General features: G+C 63.5%; 12 protein-coding genes and 1 tRNA gene. 7 read left to right on the top strand and 6 right to left on the bottom strand.

Translation table 11 applies throughout. From position 1 onward, the window contains the following. Positions 1-571: 571 nt before the first annotated feature. The gene (locus tag ACLD0W_RS07185; RefSeq protein WP_410306814.1) at positions 572-976 is read left to right on the top strand and encodes a DUF2721 domain-containing protein; all 405 of its coding nucleotides are present in this window, start codon (positions 572-574) and stop codon (positions 974-976) included. A 22-nt stretch (positions 977-998) separates the two neighbouring features. On the opposite strand, the gene yegS is transcribed toward ACLD0W_RS07185, so the two are convergent. Beyond that, complete coding sequence (gene yegS / locus ACLD0W_RS07190) at positions 999-1,898, bottom strand: lipid kinase YegS (RefSeq protein WP_410306815.1); 900 nt, start codon at positions 1,896-1,898, stop codon at positions 999-1,001. A 241-nt stretch (positions 1,899-2,139) separates the two neighbouring features. Here yegS and ACLD0W_RS07195 point away from each other — a divergent pair, with 241 nt between their 5' ends. Continuing rightward, complete coding sequence (locus ACLD0W_RS07195; protein WP_410306816.1) at positions 2,140-2,355, top strand: DUF2061 domain-containing protein; 216 nt, start codon at positions 2,140-2,142, stop codon at positions 2,353-2,355. A gap of 75 nt (positions 2,356-2,430) precedes the next feature. Next, positions 2,431-3,117, top strand: a complete 687-nt coding sequence (locus tag ACLD0W_RS07200) for a TetR/AcrR family transcriptional regulator (RefSeq protein ID WP_410306817.1) — start codon at positions 2,431-2,433, stop codon at positions 3,115-3,117. Positions 3,118-3,127: 10 nt separating this feature from the next. On the opposite strand, the gene ACLD0W_RS07205 is transcribed toward ACLD0W_RS07200, so the two are convergent. The 4 genes from ACLD0W_RS07205 to ACLD0W_RS07220 form a co-directional block, all read right to left on the bottom strand. Then, positions 3,128-3,709, bottom strand: a complete 582-nt coding sequence (locus ACLD0W_RS07205; protein WP_410306818.1) for a TetR/AcrR family transcriptional regulator — start codon at positions 3,707-3,709, stop codon at positions 3,128-3,130. A 4-nt stretch (positions 3,710-3,713) separates the two neighbouring features. After that, positions 3,714-6,500: a valine--tRNA ligase gene (locus ACLD0W_RS07210; protein WP_410306819.1), complete on the bottom strand. Its 2,787-nt coding sequence runs from the start codon at positions 6,498-6,500 to the stop codon at positions 3,714-3,716. 104 nt (positions 6,501-6,604) lie between these two features. Then, positions 6,605-7,024: a DNA polymerase III subunit chi gene (locus ACLD0W_RS07215; RefSeq protein ID WP_410306820.1), complete on the bottom strand. Its 420-nt coding sequence runs from the start codon at positions 7,022-7,024 to the stop codon at positions 6,605-6,607. Positions 7,025-7,028: 4 nt separating this feature from the next. After that, complete coding sequence (locus ACLD0W_RS07220; RefSeq protein WP_410306821.1) at positions 7,029-8,501, bottom strand: leucyl aminopeptidase; 1,473 nt, start codon at positions 8,499-8,501, stop codon at positions 7,029-7,031. A 58-nt stretch (positions 8,502-8,559) separates the two neighbouring features. Between ACLD0W_RS07220 and lptF the strand changes: the two genes are divergently transcribed. From lptF to ACLD0W_RS07240, 4 genes are all read left to right on the top strand, one after another. After that, complete coding sequence (gene lptF / locus ACLD0W_RS07225) at positions 8,560-9,660, top strand: LPS export ABC transporter permease LptF (RefSeq protein WP_410306822.1); 1,101 nt, start codon at positions 8,560-8,562, stop codon at positions 9,658-9,660. After that, positions 9,657-10,718 carry an LPS export ABC transporter permease LptG gene (gene lptG, locus ACLD0W_RS07230; RefSeq protein WP_410306823.1) on the top strand — a complete coding sequence of 354 codons (1,062 nt, stop codon included), beginning with the start codon at positions 9,657-9,659 and terminating at the stop codon, positions 10,716-10,718. Before lptF ends, lptG begins: the two co-directional genes overlap by 4 nt. A 178-nt stretch (positions 10,719-10,896) precedes the next feature. Continuing rightward, positions 10,897-12,447 (top strand): methyl-accepting chemotaxis protein, encoded by a 1,551-nt coding sequence (locus ACLD0W_RS07235; RefSeq protein ID WP_410306824.1) that lies wholly within the window; start codon positions 10,897-10,899, stop codon positions 12,445-12,447. A 90-nt stretch (positions 12,448-12,537) separates the two neighbouring features. Next, positions 12,538-12,624, top strand: a tRNA-Leu gene (locus ACLD0W_RS07240). Positions 12,625-12,933: 309 nt separating this feature from the next. On the opposite strand, the gene ACLD0W_RS07245 is transcribed toward ACLD0W_RS07240, so the two are convergent. After that, positions 12,934-14,292: a hypothetical protein gene (locus tag ACLD0W_RS07245; RefSeq protein ID WP_410306825.1), complete on the bottom strand. Its 1,359-nt coding sequence runs from the start codon at positions 14,290-14,292 to the stop codon at positions 12,934-12,936. Positions 14,293-14,375 lie beyond the last annotated feature (83 nt).

Consider the following 14,375-nt stretch of genomic DNA (forward strand, 5'->3'; position numbering starts at 1 on the left):
GAACTCAGAAGTGAAACCACTCAGCGCCGATGGTAGTGTGGGGTCTCCCCATGTGAGAGTAGGTCATCGTCAGGCTCCTAAATACAAAACACCCCCGTCACGAACGTGTCGGGGGTTTTTTGTATTTAGGACACGGTGTCCTTCTGTCCCTACAACGGCCCATGTGACCGCCGATGCACCGCAGGTGCCAGGCGGAGGCGCCGAAGGCGTCGCGCAGCGATGGCGAGCACCGCTCGCCACCTAAGTAGGTCAGCCCACCCTCACATGGTCCCCTCGGGGTCGGACCTCGGTAACCGCTTGTTGCTTCGCCCCTTTCCCCAAAAAGCGCGCCGCCAAAGCGGCTTAGCGCTCGATTTCCCCACCCTGAAACACCGCCTTAAGCCCACGCGAGCGCTACTTAGCCACCATTTCCAAGGCCAAAAAGTAATGTCTGACGCCGCCACAGGCCGCTCCCAGGCCAGAAAGCCGACCTGAATCAAGCACTTCCGGTGGTCCGACCCCGCTCGGTGGCTCCTCCGCGGGGCGTAAATCCGGTACAGTCTTCAGCAATCCCACAACGAAGATTGCGACGATGACCCTGACTACTCCGGCGCTGTTGTTTCCCGCCATCTCCCTGCTGCTGCTGGCTTACACCAACCGTTTTCTGGTGCTGTCGCAGATCATTCGCAAGCTGGCGGATGAGGAGAAGACGCACCATCAGGAGGTGGCGTCGCGGCAGATCGGGTTGTTGCACCGGCGGGTGGTGCTGACCAAGTACATGCAGGTGGCCGGGGTGCTGAGTTTTCTGTTGTGCACCCTGTCCATGTTCGGGCTGTACCTGCATCTGGAGCTGACCGGGGTGGTGTTGTTCGGGGCCAGCTTGATCAGCCTGTCCCTGTCGCTGATCTTTTCCCTGTGGGAGGTACTGATTTCCACCAACGCCCTGAACGTGCAGGTGGCGGCGCTGGCCCGGAAACGTTCCGACGAGGAAGGCTGAGGCGGGGGCCGGCTGGAGAAGATCAGGCCAGCAATTCGCTGCCGTCGGGCAGCGCCAGCTTCAGGGCACCCGGCAGCACCCGCAGTTCGAAGCGGGTGTCTTCCAGCGGCTCGCCGTCCAGGTTCAGGTGCATGGGTTCCGGGGTGGTGATGGTCAGGTGATCCAGGCGGGCCCGTTCGAACAGCCCTTCCTTGCCGCCATTCTCACCGCTGCGGAACAGGCCGCGTACGCCGGCCAGCAGATCCATATCGGAAGGCAGGATGGCCACGTCCATCAGGCCGTCATTGATCAGCGCCTCCGGGCAAAGTCGCTGGCCGCCGCCGGCCTGGCGGCTGTTGCCGATGCCCAGGGCCAGGAATTCCCCTTTCCAGTGGAAGTCGGGGCCTTCGAACTCGCCCTCGGCGGCGCGCACTTCGGTGAAGCGGGTGAGACCGGTGAGCAGGTAGGCGGCGCCGCCGAGAATTTCCTTCAGGTCCTCCGAGGTTTCGGTGGTCACTTCGGTGCCGAAGCCGCCGGTGGCCATGTTCAGAAAGTAGCTGTCGTTCACCTGGATTACATCCACGGGCACCGCCGGTCTATCCAGCAAGGCCAGGGCATCCGCCGGCGCTTCCGGCACGCCCGCGGCGGTGGCCAGGTCGTTGGCGGTGCCCAGGGGGATCACCGCCAGCGTCAGATCGTCGCGGCCGGAGGCCATCATCGCCTGGGTGATGTCGCGTACCGAACCGTCGCCGCCGCCGGCGATCACCGTGCGGTAGCCCAGCTGCAGCGCCTCCTCCACATAACGCTCGGCGTCGCCGCCTTCCCAGGTGACCCTGACCGCCAGGTCCCAGCCTTCATCCCGGCGGGCCATCACCGCTTCGCGCACGTCTCCATTAGCGGCTTGTTTGCCATGCAGAATCAGAAGGGCTTTGCGGTCGTCCATAGAAGTTCCTTATCCATTCAGGGCGGGGCGCCCGCCGGTACCGGCTCAGAGTAAGCGGAAGGGGGCCGGCGCGCATCGTCGAAGTGCGGCCCTTTACAACAATTAACGGCGGAAAGAATAGGTGGGGGCTATTGAAAAAATAGCTCGCAACGGCATTTACCTATCTGTGAGAATGGATATCATTTAGAAATGTGCGGCGACGTGGCAAACGGCGGCGCGACGAACAGCCAGGAGGTGTCCCATGATCAAGACAATGAGTTTCGGCGTGATGCACATCAGCGTGGCGTTTCTGGTGGTCTGGGCGATGACCGGAGACTGGCGCATCGGCGGGGCTACCGCGCTGGTGGAGCCGTGCGTGAACACCGTGGCCTACCATTTCCACGAGAAGGTCTGGAAGCGGCTGAGAAGCCGCAAAGCGGGCCCGGGCGGCCCCGACGGCCAGCCGCTGGCGGCTTGATAAACTCCTTGTTTACGCCCCGGCCGGGCTTGGTTAAGCTAGCGGCCGGGTAAACAAAAACAGGGGATAAGTCACGTGCAACGCGGACCCGACGATCTCGACGCCATACGCCAGGTGGTGAATCAGGTTCTGGAAGCCCACGCCGAGGAAGAGGGCGGCCAACGCTCCCAGGCGCGCGCCGAGATTCTGATCCATTCCATGCACGTGTTCGCCCAGCGCGGCCTGGCCCGCACCACGGTTCAGCACCTGCTGGACGCCGCCAAGGTGTCGCGCCGCACCTTCTACAAATATTTCCGTAACAAGATGGACGTGCTGGAGCACATCTATCGCATCTTCATCGACAACATGCTGCTGCATTTCCACCAGGAAATGCGCCAGGCCCGGTCGGTGCGCGCCATCATTCACAACACCACGAAGGTGTATTTCGATTACCACCTGAGCATGGGGCCGGTGATCAATCTGATGATGGAAGAGGCCCGGTCCTCCGGCTCCGCCCTGGCGCCGCACCGGGAGCGCGCCCAGCGCATCGCCGCCCAGGTGGTGACCGCGGAAATCAATCGTCTCACCGGCCGCCAACTGGACCCGCTGGTGTTGCGCACCATGCTGTGGATCCTCGAGAACTATTCGCTGTATATCTTCGAAAACGGGGCGTTTTCCGCCGAGCGGCTGGAGGAATGCCAGCGGGTGATGATCGGCATCGCCGAGGCGGTGGTGCTGGGCGGGGACGCCTCCCCGGAGCTGCTGGAGGCGCGGCCGGGCTGAGTGGGCCGGTTCAGGGGCCGTCGCGCAGGCCCCGGATCAGCACGCGCATATAGGTGACCGCCTGGCGTTCCGGCTCGCCTTCGCCGGTGAGCACCCAGGTATAGGTTGTCCCCACCAGCAGATTGACCATCATCAGTACGATGTCCCGGGTGGGCAGGGCGGTGAAGTAGCCCTGGCCGCGTAATTCCTCGAAGAACGCCTCCGCCACCGGCAGGTTGTCGTCCACCAGCTGCAGATAGCGCTGCTGGATGGCGCCGAGAAACTCGCCGGCTTCCTGGATCAGCAGCCGGGAAAAGTCCGCCTCCCGCTCCAGAAATCGGGCCACCGCCCGGCACACCCGTTCCAGCCGCTCCAGCGGCGGGGCCCCGGAGAGCAGTTCCCGCAGCACCAGATCCCGGATGACGGTGAGATTTTCCTCCACCACCGTCAGCAGCAGTGCGTCCTTGGACGGGAAGAATTGATAGATGGTGGCCTTGCCCACGCCGGCGTCCACGGCGATGGCCTTCACCTCCGCCCGGCGGAAGCCCTCCCGGGCGAACCGGTCGCGGGCGGCGGCGAGGATACGTGCGCGGCGCGGGTCGTGGGCGTCCATCGGCTCAGAGATACTTGATCTTCTCCAGCTGCTCTTCCAGGCGTGCCTGCTGCGAGCGGTAATCGTCGAGCTTCTCCCGCTCCTTGGCGACCACCGCATCCGGGGCCTTGTCCACGAAGTTGGGATTGCGCAGCTTGGCGTCGCCGCGGGCCACTTCCTTGCGCAGCTTGTCGATTTCCTTGCCCAGCCGTTCGATCTCCGCGTTCTTGTCGATCAGGCCGGCCATCGGCACCAGGATTTCCATATCGCCCACCAGACCGGTGGCGGAGGCCGGCGCGGAGTCTTCCGGGCTCAGCCAGGTGATCGCCTCCAGCCGGGCCAGACGGCACAGGAAGTTGTGGTTGGCGTCCAGGCGGGCCCGGTCGCTGTCCTTGCCGTTGTGCAGATACACGTCCAGGGCCTTGCCGGGGGGGATGCGCATCTCGCCGCGAATATTACGGATCGCCGTGATCACCGCCTTGATCCACTCGATGTCCTGCTCGGCGGTTTCGTCGATGCGATCGGCGTCGGCGGCGGGGTAGGGCTGGCGCATGATGGTGGCGTGCGCGGCGTCATCGCCGGCGCCTTTGCCGGCCAGCGGCGCCACTTTCTGCCAGATCTCCTCGGTGATGAACGGCATGAACGGATGCGACAGGCGCAGAATGGCTTCCAGCACCCGTACCAGGGTACGACGGGTGCCGCGTTTTTCTGCTTCGCTATAGTCATCGCCGTAGAGCACCGGTTTGGACAGTTCCAGGTACCAGTCACAGTACTCGTTCCAGATGAACTCGTAGGCGGCCTGTGACGCCACGTCGAAGCGGAATTGATCGAGCGCTTCGCTCACTTCCCGCTCGGCCCGCTGCAGGGCGCTGGTGATCCAGCGGTCCGCCAGGGACAGGCTGACTTCGCCGGCGTTCGGGTCCAGGCCGCAGTCCTGGCCCTCGGTGTTCATCAGCACATAGCGGGCCGCGTTCCAGATCTTGTTGCAGAAGTTACGGTAGCCCTCGATGCGGCCCATGTCCCATTTGATGTCACGGCCGGTGGAGGCCAGGGACAGGAAGGTGAAGCGCAGCGCGTCGGTGCCGTAGGCGTTGATACCGTCTGGAAACTCCTTGCGGGTGCGCTTGGCGATCTGCTTTTCCTTCTGGGGCTGCATCAGGCCGCGGGTGCGTTTGTCGACCAGATCCTCCAGCTGGATGCCGTCGATCAGATCCAGCGGGTCAAGCACGTTGCCCTTGGACTTGGACATCTTCTGGCCTTCCGCGTCCCGCACCAGGCCGTGCACGTAGACGGTCTTGAAGGGCACCTGGTCGGTGAACTTCAGGGTCATCATGATCATCCGCGCGACCCAGAAGAAGATGATGTCGAAGCCGGTGACCAGCACGTCGGTGGGGTGGAAGGTCTTCAGGTCCTCGGTCTGCTCCGGCCAGCCCAGGGTGGAAAAGGTCCACAGCGCCGAACTGAACCAGGTGTCCAGCACGTCCTCGTCCTGGCGCAGGGAGCGGCCGCCCAGGTCGTGCTCGGCGCGCACCTCCGCCTCGTCGCGGCCCACATAGATGTTGCCGTCGTCGTCGTACCAGGCCGGGATGCGGTGGCCCCACCACAGCTGCCGGGAGATGCACCAGTCTTCCAGGTCGCGCATCCAGGAAAAGTACATGTTCTCGTAGTTCTTCGGCACGAAGCGAATGTCGCCGTTCTCCACCGCCTCGATGGACGGCTTGGCCAGCGCCTCCACGGCCACGAACCACTGATCGGTGAGATAGGGTTCGATCACCACGCCGGAGCGGTCGCCGCGCGGCACCTGCAGGGTGTGGTCGGCGACCTTTTCCAGCAGGCCCAGGGCGTCCAGGTCATCCACCACCTTCTTACGCGCCTCGAAACGCTCCAGGCCCCGGTAGGCGGCTGGCACTTCGTCATTGAGGTGGGCGTCGTCGGTGAGGATGTTGATCATCGGCAGGTCGTGCCGCTTGCCCATTTCATAGTCGTTGAAGTCATGGGCCGGGGTGATCTTCACGCAGCCGGAACCGAAATCCGGGTCCACGTAATCGTCGGCGATGATCGGAATATCCCGGTCGGTGAGCGGCAGGCGAATGCTCTGACCCACCAGATCCTTGTAGCGTGGATCCTCCGGATGCACCGCCACGGCGGTGTCGCCGAGCATGGTTTCCGGGCGGGTGGTGGCCACCACCAGATGGCCGGAGCCGTCGGACAACGGGTAACGGAAGTGCCAGAGGTGACCCTGCTCCTCCCGGTTCTCCACCTCCAGGTCGGAGATCGCCGTGTGCAGCGCCGGGTCCCAGTTGACCAGCCGCTTGCCGCGATAGATCAGACCTTCCTGGTGCAGGCGCACGAACACCTCGCGCACCGCCCGGGAGAGACTCTCGTCCATGGTGAAGCGCTCGCGGCTCCAGTCCACGCTGGCGCCCATGCGGCGCAGCTGGCGGGTAATGGTGCCGCCGGACTCGGCCTTCCATTCCCACACCTTCTCCAGGAATTTCTCGCGGCCCAGTTCATGGCGGTTGGTGCCCTCGGCGGCCAGCCGCCGCTCCACCACCATCTGGGTGGCGATGCCGGCGTGGTCGGTGCCCACCTGCCACAGGGTGTTGCGGCCCTGCATACGCCGGTAGCGCACCAGCGTGTCCATGATGGTGTCCTGGAAGGCGTGGCCCATGTGCAGGCTGCCGGTCACGTTGGGCGGCGGAATCACAATGGTGAACGGGTCGCCCTCGCCGGACGGGCGGAAATGCCCCGCCTCTTCCCAGGTCTCGTACCAGGCCTGCTCGATGCGCTCGGGTTGGTAGGTCTTGTCCATGATCTCCGCTGTCTTCACCGTCAAAAAACGAAGGGCGAATTATAGCGGACGGGGCGGCCCCCGTCGCCCATCGTGGCGCGGGCGGCAGGGGCCGGTATGGGCGATCAGAGCCGGTGGCTCTGAATATCAAAGCCCCGTTCCCGGTAGAAACGGAAACGGGCGCGGCCGGCCTCACGCAGGTCCGGATCGCCGGTGATCATCTCCGCCACCCGCTCGAAGCGGGTGGCGAAGTCCGGGACTTCGACGGCCAGATTGATCATCACGTCATGGTGACCGGCCGGGTCGTCCCCGTGGCCCACCAGCACCGGCGAGGCCGCCTCCGGGCCGGCCGGCTCGTGGGGCAGAAAGCCGGTGGTCGGGTGCGACCAGAACGCGGCGTCCACGCCCCGGGCCTGGGCGGCGTCACCGCAATGCACATAAATGCGCCGCCCCTGGCGCCACGCCTTTTCGGCGATGCGCCAGGCCAGCGCGGTTTGCACCCCGTCGCCGGCCCGGTCGGTGATGTAGAACAGGATTTCGGTCAACGCCTCAGCCCTTGTTCGCCAGGTTCATCAGGTAACGGGTCAGCATGGGAACCGGGCGGCCGGTGCCGCCTTTCTCCTTGCCGCCGCTCACCCAGGCGGTGCCGGCGATGTCCAGGTGGGCCCATTTCACATCACGGGCGAAGCGATGCAGGAAGCAGGCGGCGGTGATCGAGCCGGCCTTGGGCCCGCCGATGTTCTGCATGTCCGCGAACGGGCTGTCCAGCTGGCTCTGGTAGTCCTCCCACAACGGCATCGGCCAGCCCCGGTCGCCGGTGTCCTGGCCGGCGGCCAGCAGCGCCTCGCTGAGGTCGTCGTCGTTGGCGTACACCGCCTGGGCGTGGGCGCCCAGGGCCACCACGCAGGCGCCGGTGAGGGTGGCGATGTCGATCACCGTGTGCGGCTTGTGCTTTTGCTGCACATAGGTGAGGGCGTCGCACAGCACCAGCCGGCCCTCGGCGTCGGTGTTTAGGATTTCCACGGTCTGGCCGGACAGGGTTTTGACGATGTCGCCGGGCCGGGTGGCCTCGCCGTCGGGCATGTTCTCGGCGGCGGCCACCACCGCCACCAGATGGATCGGCAGACCCAGCTCGCACACCGTCTTGACGCTGCCGAATACGCTGGCCGCGCCGCCCATGTCGTACTTCATTTCGTCCATGGTGGCGCCGGGCTTCAGGGAGATACCGCCGGTGTCAAAGGTGATGCCCTTGCCCACCAGGGATACCGGTTTGCCGGCGGCGCCCTTGTAATCCATGACGATCAGGCAGCCCTTGCGAGCGCTGCCCCGGGCCACCGCGCAGAAGGCGCCCATGCCCATTTTTTCCGCCTGGGCGTAGCTGATCACCTTCACCGACAGCTTGTCGTAGTCCTTGCCCAGGTCACGGGCGCGCTGGGCCAGATAGTCCGGGTGGCAGTCGTTGGGCGCCATGTTGCCCAGGTCTTTCGCCAGGGCGGTGCCGGCGGCCACCGCGCGGCCCACCTCGGCGGCCTTGCGCAGGCCGTTGTTGCGCTCGGCCAGCCAGAAGGTCCACTTGGCCAGGGTCGCCGGCTTGGGCGGTTTGCTGCGGTACAGGTCGAAACGGTAAGCCGCTTCCTCGGCCACCCGGGTGCCTTCGCGGACCTGCCAGTCCAGATCCTTGTCCACCTCCAGACCGCCCAGCACCCAGGCGGCGTGTTTCACCGGGCCGCTCTGCAGCGCGCGGCTGGTCTGTTGCACCAGTTTGAGAAAGCCCCGTCCATCCAGCGCTTTATCGCCGGCGCCCACCAGCAGCAGGCGGGCGGCGCTGATGCCGGCGGGTTGATGCAGCCACGCCATCTGGCCCTTGTCGCCGGAAAAATCACCGGCTTTCATGAACGCCTGGACCGCTTTGCGGGTCTCATCGGGCAGGCTCTCCGGCAGGGCCGTTTTGCCGCCCAAGGGTAAAATCAGGCAATCCACTTTCAATTTCGGCAGGGCCGAATGACTGATGGCGTACTCCATGCTCTCTCCTGAGTTACAATGCCGCACTCATTTCAGTGCAGGATAGGCGGGGCCAACGTTGATATTACACCGCTATATCAATCGTCAGATCTTCATGACCACGGTGATGGTGACCTTCATTTTGGTGATGGTGCTGGTCAGTGGGCGCTTTATCAAGTACCTGGCCGAGGCCGCCGCTGGCCAGATCGCCGCCGACGCGCTGTTCATGGTGATGGCGTTCCGGCTGCCCGAGTTCCTGCAGATGATCCTGCCGCTGAGCCTGTACATCGCCATTCTGCTGGTGCTCGGCCGCATGCACATGGACAACGAAATGGTGGTGCTGCGCGCCGGCGGTCAGGGCGACGGACGGGTGGTGCGCTCGATCATCATCCCGGTGCTGGTGGCGATGGGCGTGATCGCCCTGTTCTCCTTGTACGTGACCCCCAACGGGGATGCGGAGGTCAACCGCATCTTCGAGGAACAGAAGGATCGCTCGGCGCTGGAACTACTGACCCCGGGGCGTTTTCACGTGAAGGGCGACGGCGACGCCCAGCGCGCCACCTACGCGGAGAGCCTCAACCGGGAAGAAGGCTTCCTGGAGAACGTGTTCGTGGCGGACGCCAGCTTCGACGACCAGGAGGCGGGCCGGCTGCTCACCGTCTGGGCGCGCAGCGGCCGGCTGGAGCAGCAGGACGGCATCAGCTATCTGCTGCTCGAGGACGGCTACCAGTACCAGGGCAAGCCCGGCGAGGCGGATTATCGGGAGGTGGCCTTCGAGCAGGCGCGGGTGCGGATCGGCGAGGAGCGCTCCAGCAGCCGGCCGCCCAAGGTGCGCGGGCGCACCACCGCGGAACTGCTGGACGAGGGTACCAACCAGGCCTGGGCCGAGCTCCAGTGGCGCCTTTCGCTGGTGCTGACCGTGCCGATCATGTGTCTGGCGGCGATCCCGCTGGCCCGGGTCAATCCGCGCCAGGGGCGCTTTCTGCGCATGATCCCGGCGGTGCTTGGTTACATGCTCTACGTCGGCATGCTGCTTACCATGCGCAGCTGGATCGCCGATGTGCCCGGCAGTGACCGGCCCTGGTTCTACTCCATGCTATGGATTCATCTGATCGCCCTGATGGCGGTGTTCATGCTGTATTTCGGCGGCCGACTGTTGTCCCGGAGGGCGCGCGCATGAAATTGCTTAATCGGTATTTCTGGCGGGCGGTGCTGATTCCGTCCGTGGCCATCGTCGCCATTATCGTGGCGCTGGACTGTCTGTTCGGCTTTATCTACGAGCTGGAATTCCTGCGCGGCGACTACCAGATTCTGCAGGCGCTGCAGTTCATCCTCACCACGGTGCCGCGCCGGGTGCACGAATATCTGCCCATGGCGATCCTGCTCGGCACCCTGATCGGGCTGGGGCTGATGGCCAACAACGGCGAGCTGTCGGTGATCCGCGCCGCCGGCCTGTCGACCCTGCGGGTCAGCGCCATGGTGCTGCGCCCGGTGATCTTCCTGATGGTGATTTCCCTGCTGATCGGCGAATACCTGGCGCCCTATTCGGAGCAGGTGGCGCAGAGCAACCGCTCCTTGCAGGAAGGCGGCGGCGAGGCGCTGCGTTCGGACTATGGCTTCTGGCACCGGGAAGGGGATGAGTTCATTCATATCAATACGGTGCAGCCCAACGGCGTGCTCTATGGGCTGACCCGCTACCGCTTCACCGACAACCATACCCTGGCGGAAAGCCAGTTCGTGGAGCGCGCCATCTACCAGGGCGACCATTGGTCCCTGGAGCACATCCAGGGCACCCGTTTCACCGGCGGCGGCACCGATACCTACACCGAACGGGGCGGCGAATGGCGCACCAGCCTGACCCCGCAGCTGCTCAGCGTGGTGGTGCTGGAACCGGGCCGGCTGGCGATGAGCAAGCTGTGGAGCTACTCCGCCTATCTCAAGAAGCAGGGCCTGGAGACCGCCGACTATATGCTGGCCTTCTGGCAAAAGCTGCTGATGCCGGCGGCCACCATCGGCATGGTGCTGATCGCCATTTCCTTCGTGTTCGGCCCGTTGCGGGAAGTGACCATGGGGCTGCGCATGGCGGCGGGCATCGTCGCCGGCCTCACCTTCCACTACGGGCAGCAGTTCTTCGGCCATTTGTCGCTGGTGTTCCACACCGATCCGCTGATCGCCGCGGCCCTGCCGCCGGTCCTGTGCGTGATCGTCGGCATCTGGTTATTGGCCCGGGTCCGCTGAGCGCGGGCCGAACGGCCCGCCGCGTCCCGTCACCCGGGACCCTTTCTTGTCCGCTCCCCTAAAGTTGGCGACTGACCGGTCGAAAAATCCTGTGACGGTGGACGGCCGGCCGACAGCAGGCCGTCCACCTGACCTTTGCCTCTCGCACCGTGACGATCCCAAGCCGGAGCAACATCCATTGGATTTCAAAAATCTTTCCATCGCCAGGCAACTGGCGCTGAGCACCCTGGTCGCCGTTTTCTTCCTGATCGTCAGCGGCGTCCTGAACGGTTACAGCCTCAGTCATATCAACCAGACCATGCGTTCGCTCTACACCGACCGGGTGGTGCCTCTCAAGGGGCTGAAAACGATTTCGGACGCCTATGCCGTGGACGTGGTGGACGCCGTCAACAAGGCGAACGCCGGACTGATCAGCGCGCAGCAGGCACTGAGCGCGGTGCGCGACGCCCACGCCACCATCGACCGCGAATGGCGGGCCTACATGGCGACCCGGTTGACCGAGCGCGAAGCCGCCCTGGCCGGGGAGGCGAACCGGCTGTTCGCGCCGGCCGGCAAGGCCCTGGATGATCTGGAGCAGGCGCTGCAGGGCTACTCCGGCGTGCGCACGGGCGCGCTGGACGCCTACGACGGCAGCCTTTATACCTCCATCGACCCGATCAGCAACAAGATCAACGCGCTGATCGATCTCCAACTTGAGGAAGCCCAAATGGGCATGCAGGGCAGCGAGGCGGAATACCGGGCGGCGCTGCTGAAAACCCTTCTGCTCGGCGTGGTCGCCGTGGTGCTCTCCGGTGGCGCCGCCTTCCTGATCACCCGGGGCATCACCCGGCCCCTGGGCCTGGCGGTGGCACAGGCCAAGGCGGTGGCCGCCGGCGATCTGACCACCCGGGTGGCGGTGCGCTCCAGCAACGAGATCGGCCAGCTGCTGCTCGCGCAGCGCGCCATGGTGGAAGGGCTGGCCGAGGTGGTGGCCGAGGTGCGGCGCAACGCGGAAAGTGTATCCACCGCCAGCCAGCAGATCGCCCAGGGCAACGTGGACCTGAGCCAGCGCACCGAAGAGCAGGCGGCGGCCCTGGAGGAAACCTCGGCCTCGGTGGAGGAAGTCGGCACCAGCGCCGCGCAGAACGCCGAGAACGCCGGCAACGCCAGTCGCCTGGCGTCCGACGCCAGTTCGGTGGCCAGGCAGGGCGGCGAGCTGGTCGGCGACGTGGTCGAAACCATGCGCGAGATCAACAGCAGCAGCGCCCGCATCAGCAATATCATCGCGGTGATCGACGGCATCGCCTTCCAGACCAACATTCTGGCGCTGAACGCCTCCGTGGAAGCGGCGCGGGCCGGTGAACAGGGCCGCGGCTTCGCGGTGGTGGCCGTGGAGGTGCGCAATCTGGCGGAGCGCAGCGCCGAGGCGGCCAAGGAGATCAAGGCCTTGATCGAGGCCAGCGTGACCCGGGCGGCGGACGGCGCCGCCCTGGCCGACCGGGCGGGCAATACCATGCAGCAGATCGTGTCCTCGATCACCAATGTCAGCGACATCGTCGATGAGATGAGCAGCGCCAGCAGCGAGCAGAGCACCGCGGTGCGCCAGGTGAGCGTGGCGATCAGCCAGATCGACGAGACCACTCAGCAGAACGCGGCGCTGGTCGAGCAGTCCGCGGCGGCGGCGGAAAGCCTGCGCTCCCAGTCGGTGCAATTGGTGCGGGTGGTTCAGCGCTTCCGGCTGGCGGGCTGAGCCGCCAGCGGCGCGGGCCGGCTGGCATTGTGGCCGTACCTTGGTATACTCGCCGCCCTGGACGGCCCGCGCGGGCGGGCCTCCGCCAAAGCCAGAGTGGTGGAATTGGTAGACACGACGGATTCAAAATCCGTTGGGGTAAAACCCGTGCCGGTTCAAGTCCGGCCTCTGGTACCAGATAGATGTGCGGTAGCGTGCAAAGAGTGCCTCGATAAACTATGGAATCATCAGTTTATCTTGCTGGCTGGCTCTCTCCGCTGCCGCCCCTGCGTTTGTTGATATCGGCCCCTCGGGGCCGGTTTCGGGTCCAACTCCATGGCTCGCAAACCGGCGCCGGGCAGGGGAACCGAAAAGCTTAAGGGCACCAGAGTCCGCTTTGCCAAGGCCGGGAACAACGTCGGCAACCTCAGGCAAAAGCGGTTCCTCCCCGTGGTGCCGGCCTGGCACTGGCAGGTTTGCCGACCCAACGGGGCCATCTCCGGGTTCTTATCCGCCGAAATCGTAGGTCAGATAAAAATGAGCGACCCGGATGTTTCCCAGCGGTCCTTTTCTGTCGATGCGAGCTAAGAGCGACTGCAGCTTCCAGTTCTTAGAGATTTGATATCTCGCAACCAGCTGATACGAACGCGCGTTACTTCCAGATCCTTTGAAGAAGCCATTCGAACCGCGTACCAGTTCGGGGCTGTCCAGGTGAGTGTAACCAAACGCAAGGGTCAGTCCGTGGTTGGGAAGCCTGATAGTGTCATTGAGTGAATAGGCTCGACCAGGTGCGACATCAACGCTGGAAAGGGAAGCTCCGAGTTGATTGGTATAAAACCTGGTGGTGTTGTAGTTGCCCTGCTGGTAAGGCGATATGAACCCGCCGCCTCGGTAAGCGCCAGGGTGGCTGACAACCTCATTGTAGGATAGGGCCACCTCGTTGTACGGAAGTTGCGCGGCAATCTCTATGCCGTAGAGGTCCGAGTCAACATCTTTGTAATCACCTTTCTGATCGCTGGTGTCCCATTCATGAGAAAATTGGGCACTTAAAGAAACGCTTTTTAAAAAGTTCCTGTTTGTGTCAATTCGGTGGCTGCCTTCCGTATAAAAGGCGTTTAGCCTGTTGTCGAAGTGGTAGTACCAGAAATCCAGGTTGCTATTACGATATTTTGATTTTACGCCGATCGTTTCAAATCCGCTGCTGGAGGTCTGTGGAAGCACTCCGATCTGATTGCCCGGGTTTGCACCCGTATCAAGTTTATTGAATCCCGAATACCCATAGCCTTTGAACCTGAAGACTTTGTATCCGTGTATTTCCAGATTTTTGGAGGGGAGCTTGTAGTATCCGCCCAGTGCTTCATAGAAGGGCGGGATCATTCTGTAATCCACGCCCATGGATTCCGCAAGTGGCGTCTCGATGGGTTGTCTCCCAAACCTTAATTTCAAACCTGCGTTCTTGTACTGGAGATAGGCCTGGCCAAGGGTGGTGACGTCCTTGTTGGGCAAACTTGTGTTTTCCCTGGCGTCTTCCCGAGACCCGATATTCTGAGCTGTGTATGCGGCCAAACCTAAGTTAAAGCCACTGATGTCAGGCGTTTCGAGCTTGAGCCAGCCGCCTACTGAGTTCGTTAGTTGTGATGGCCGAATATTTTCATAAAATTGGCTGAAGTAATATGCTCGAAGCTGGCCGGTGACTTCCGTTTTCGAAAGCCAGGATTTCAAGCTTTCATGTTGCCGGATGTCGAGTCCTGACGGGGCGTCCTTGCCTGGCGCGGGCCTGGTCTGTGCCTCGGCGGATGGAAAGATTGACAGCGCGGCTATGATTATAAAAGTCGCTAATTTAATATAAAAATTTCCCACAATCATGGTTCTTCCTCTTGTTTCGGGCAAAAGTAGAGCTTTGTCCGAAGTGGATGTTTTTGGTGTTATGTTCTGGCTGTTATGCTTTT

This window comes from Alloalcanivorax sp. C16-1, assembly GCF_046507805.1.
In the GTDB taxonomy this organism is placed as follows: domain Bacteria; phylum Pseudomonadota; class Gammaproteobacteria; order Pseudomonadales; family Alcanivoracaceae; genus Alloalcanivorax.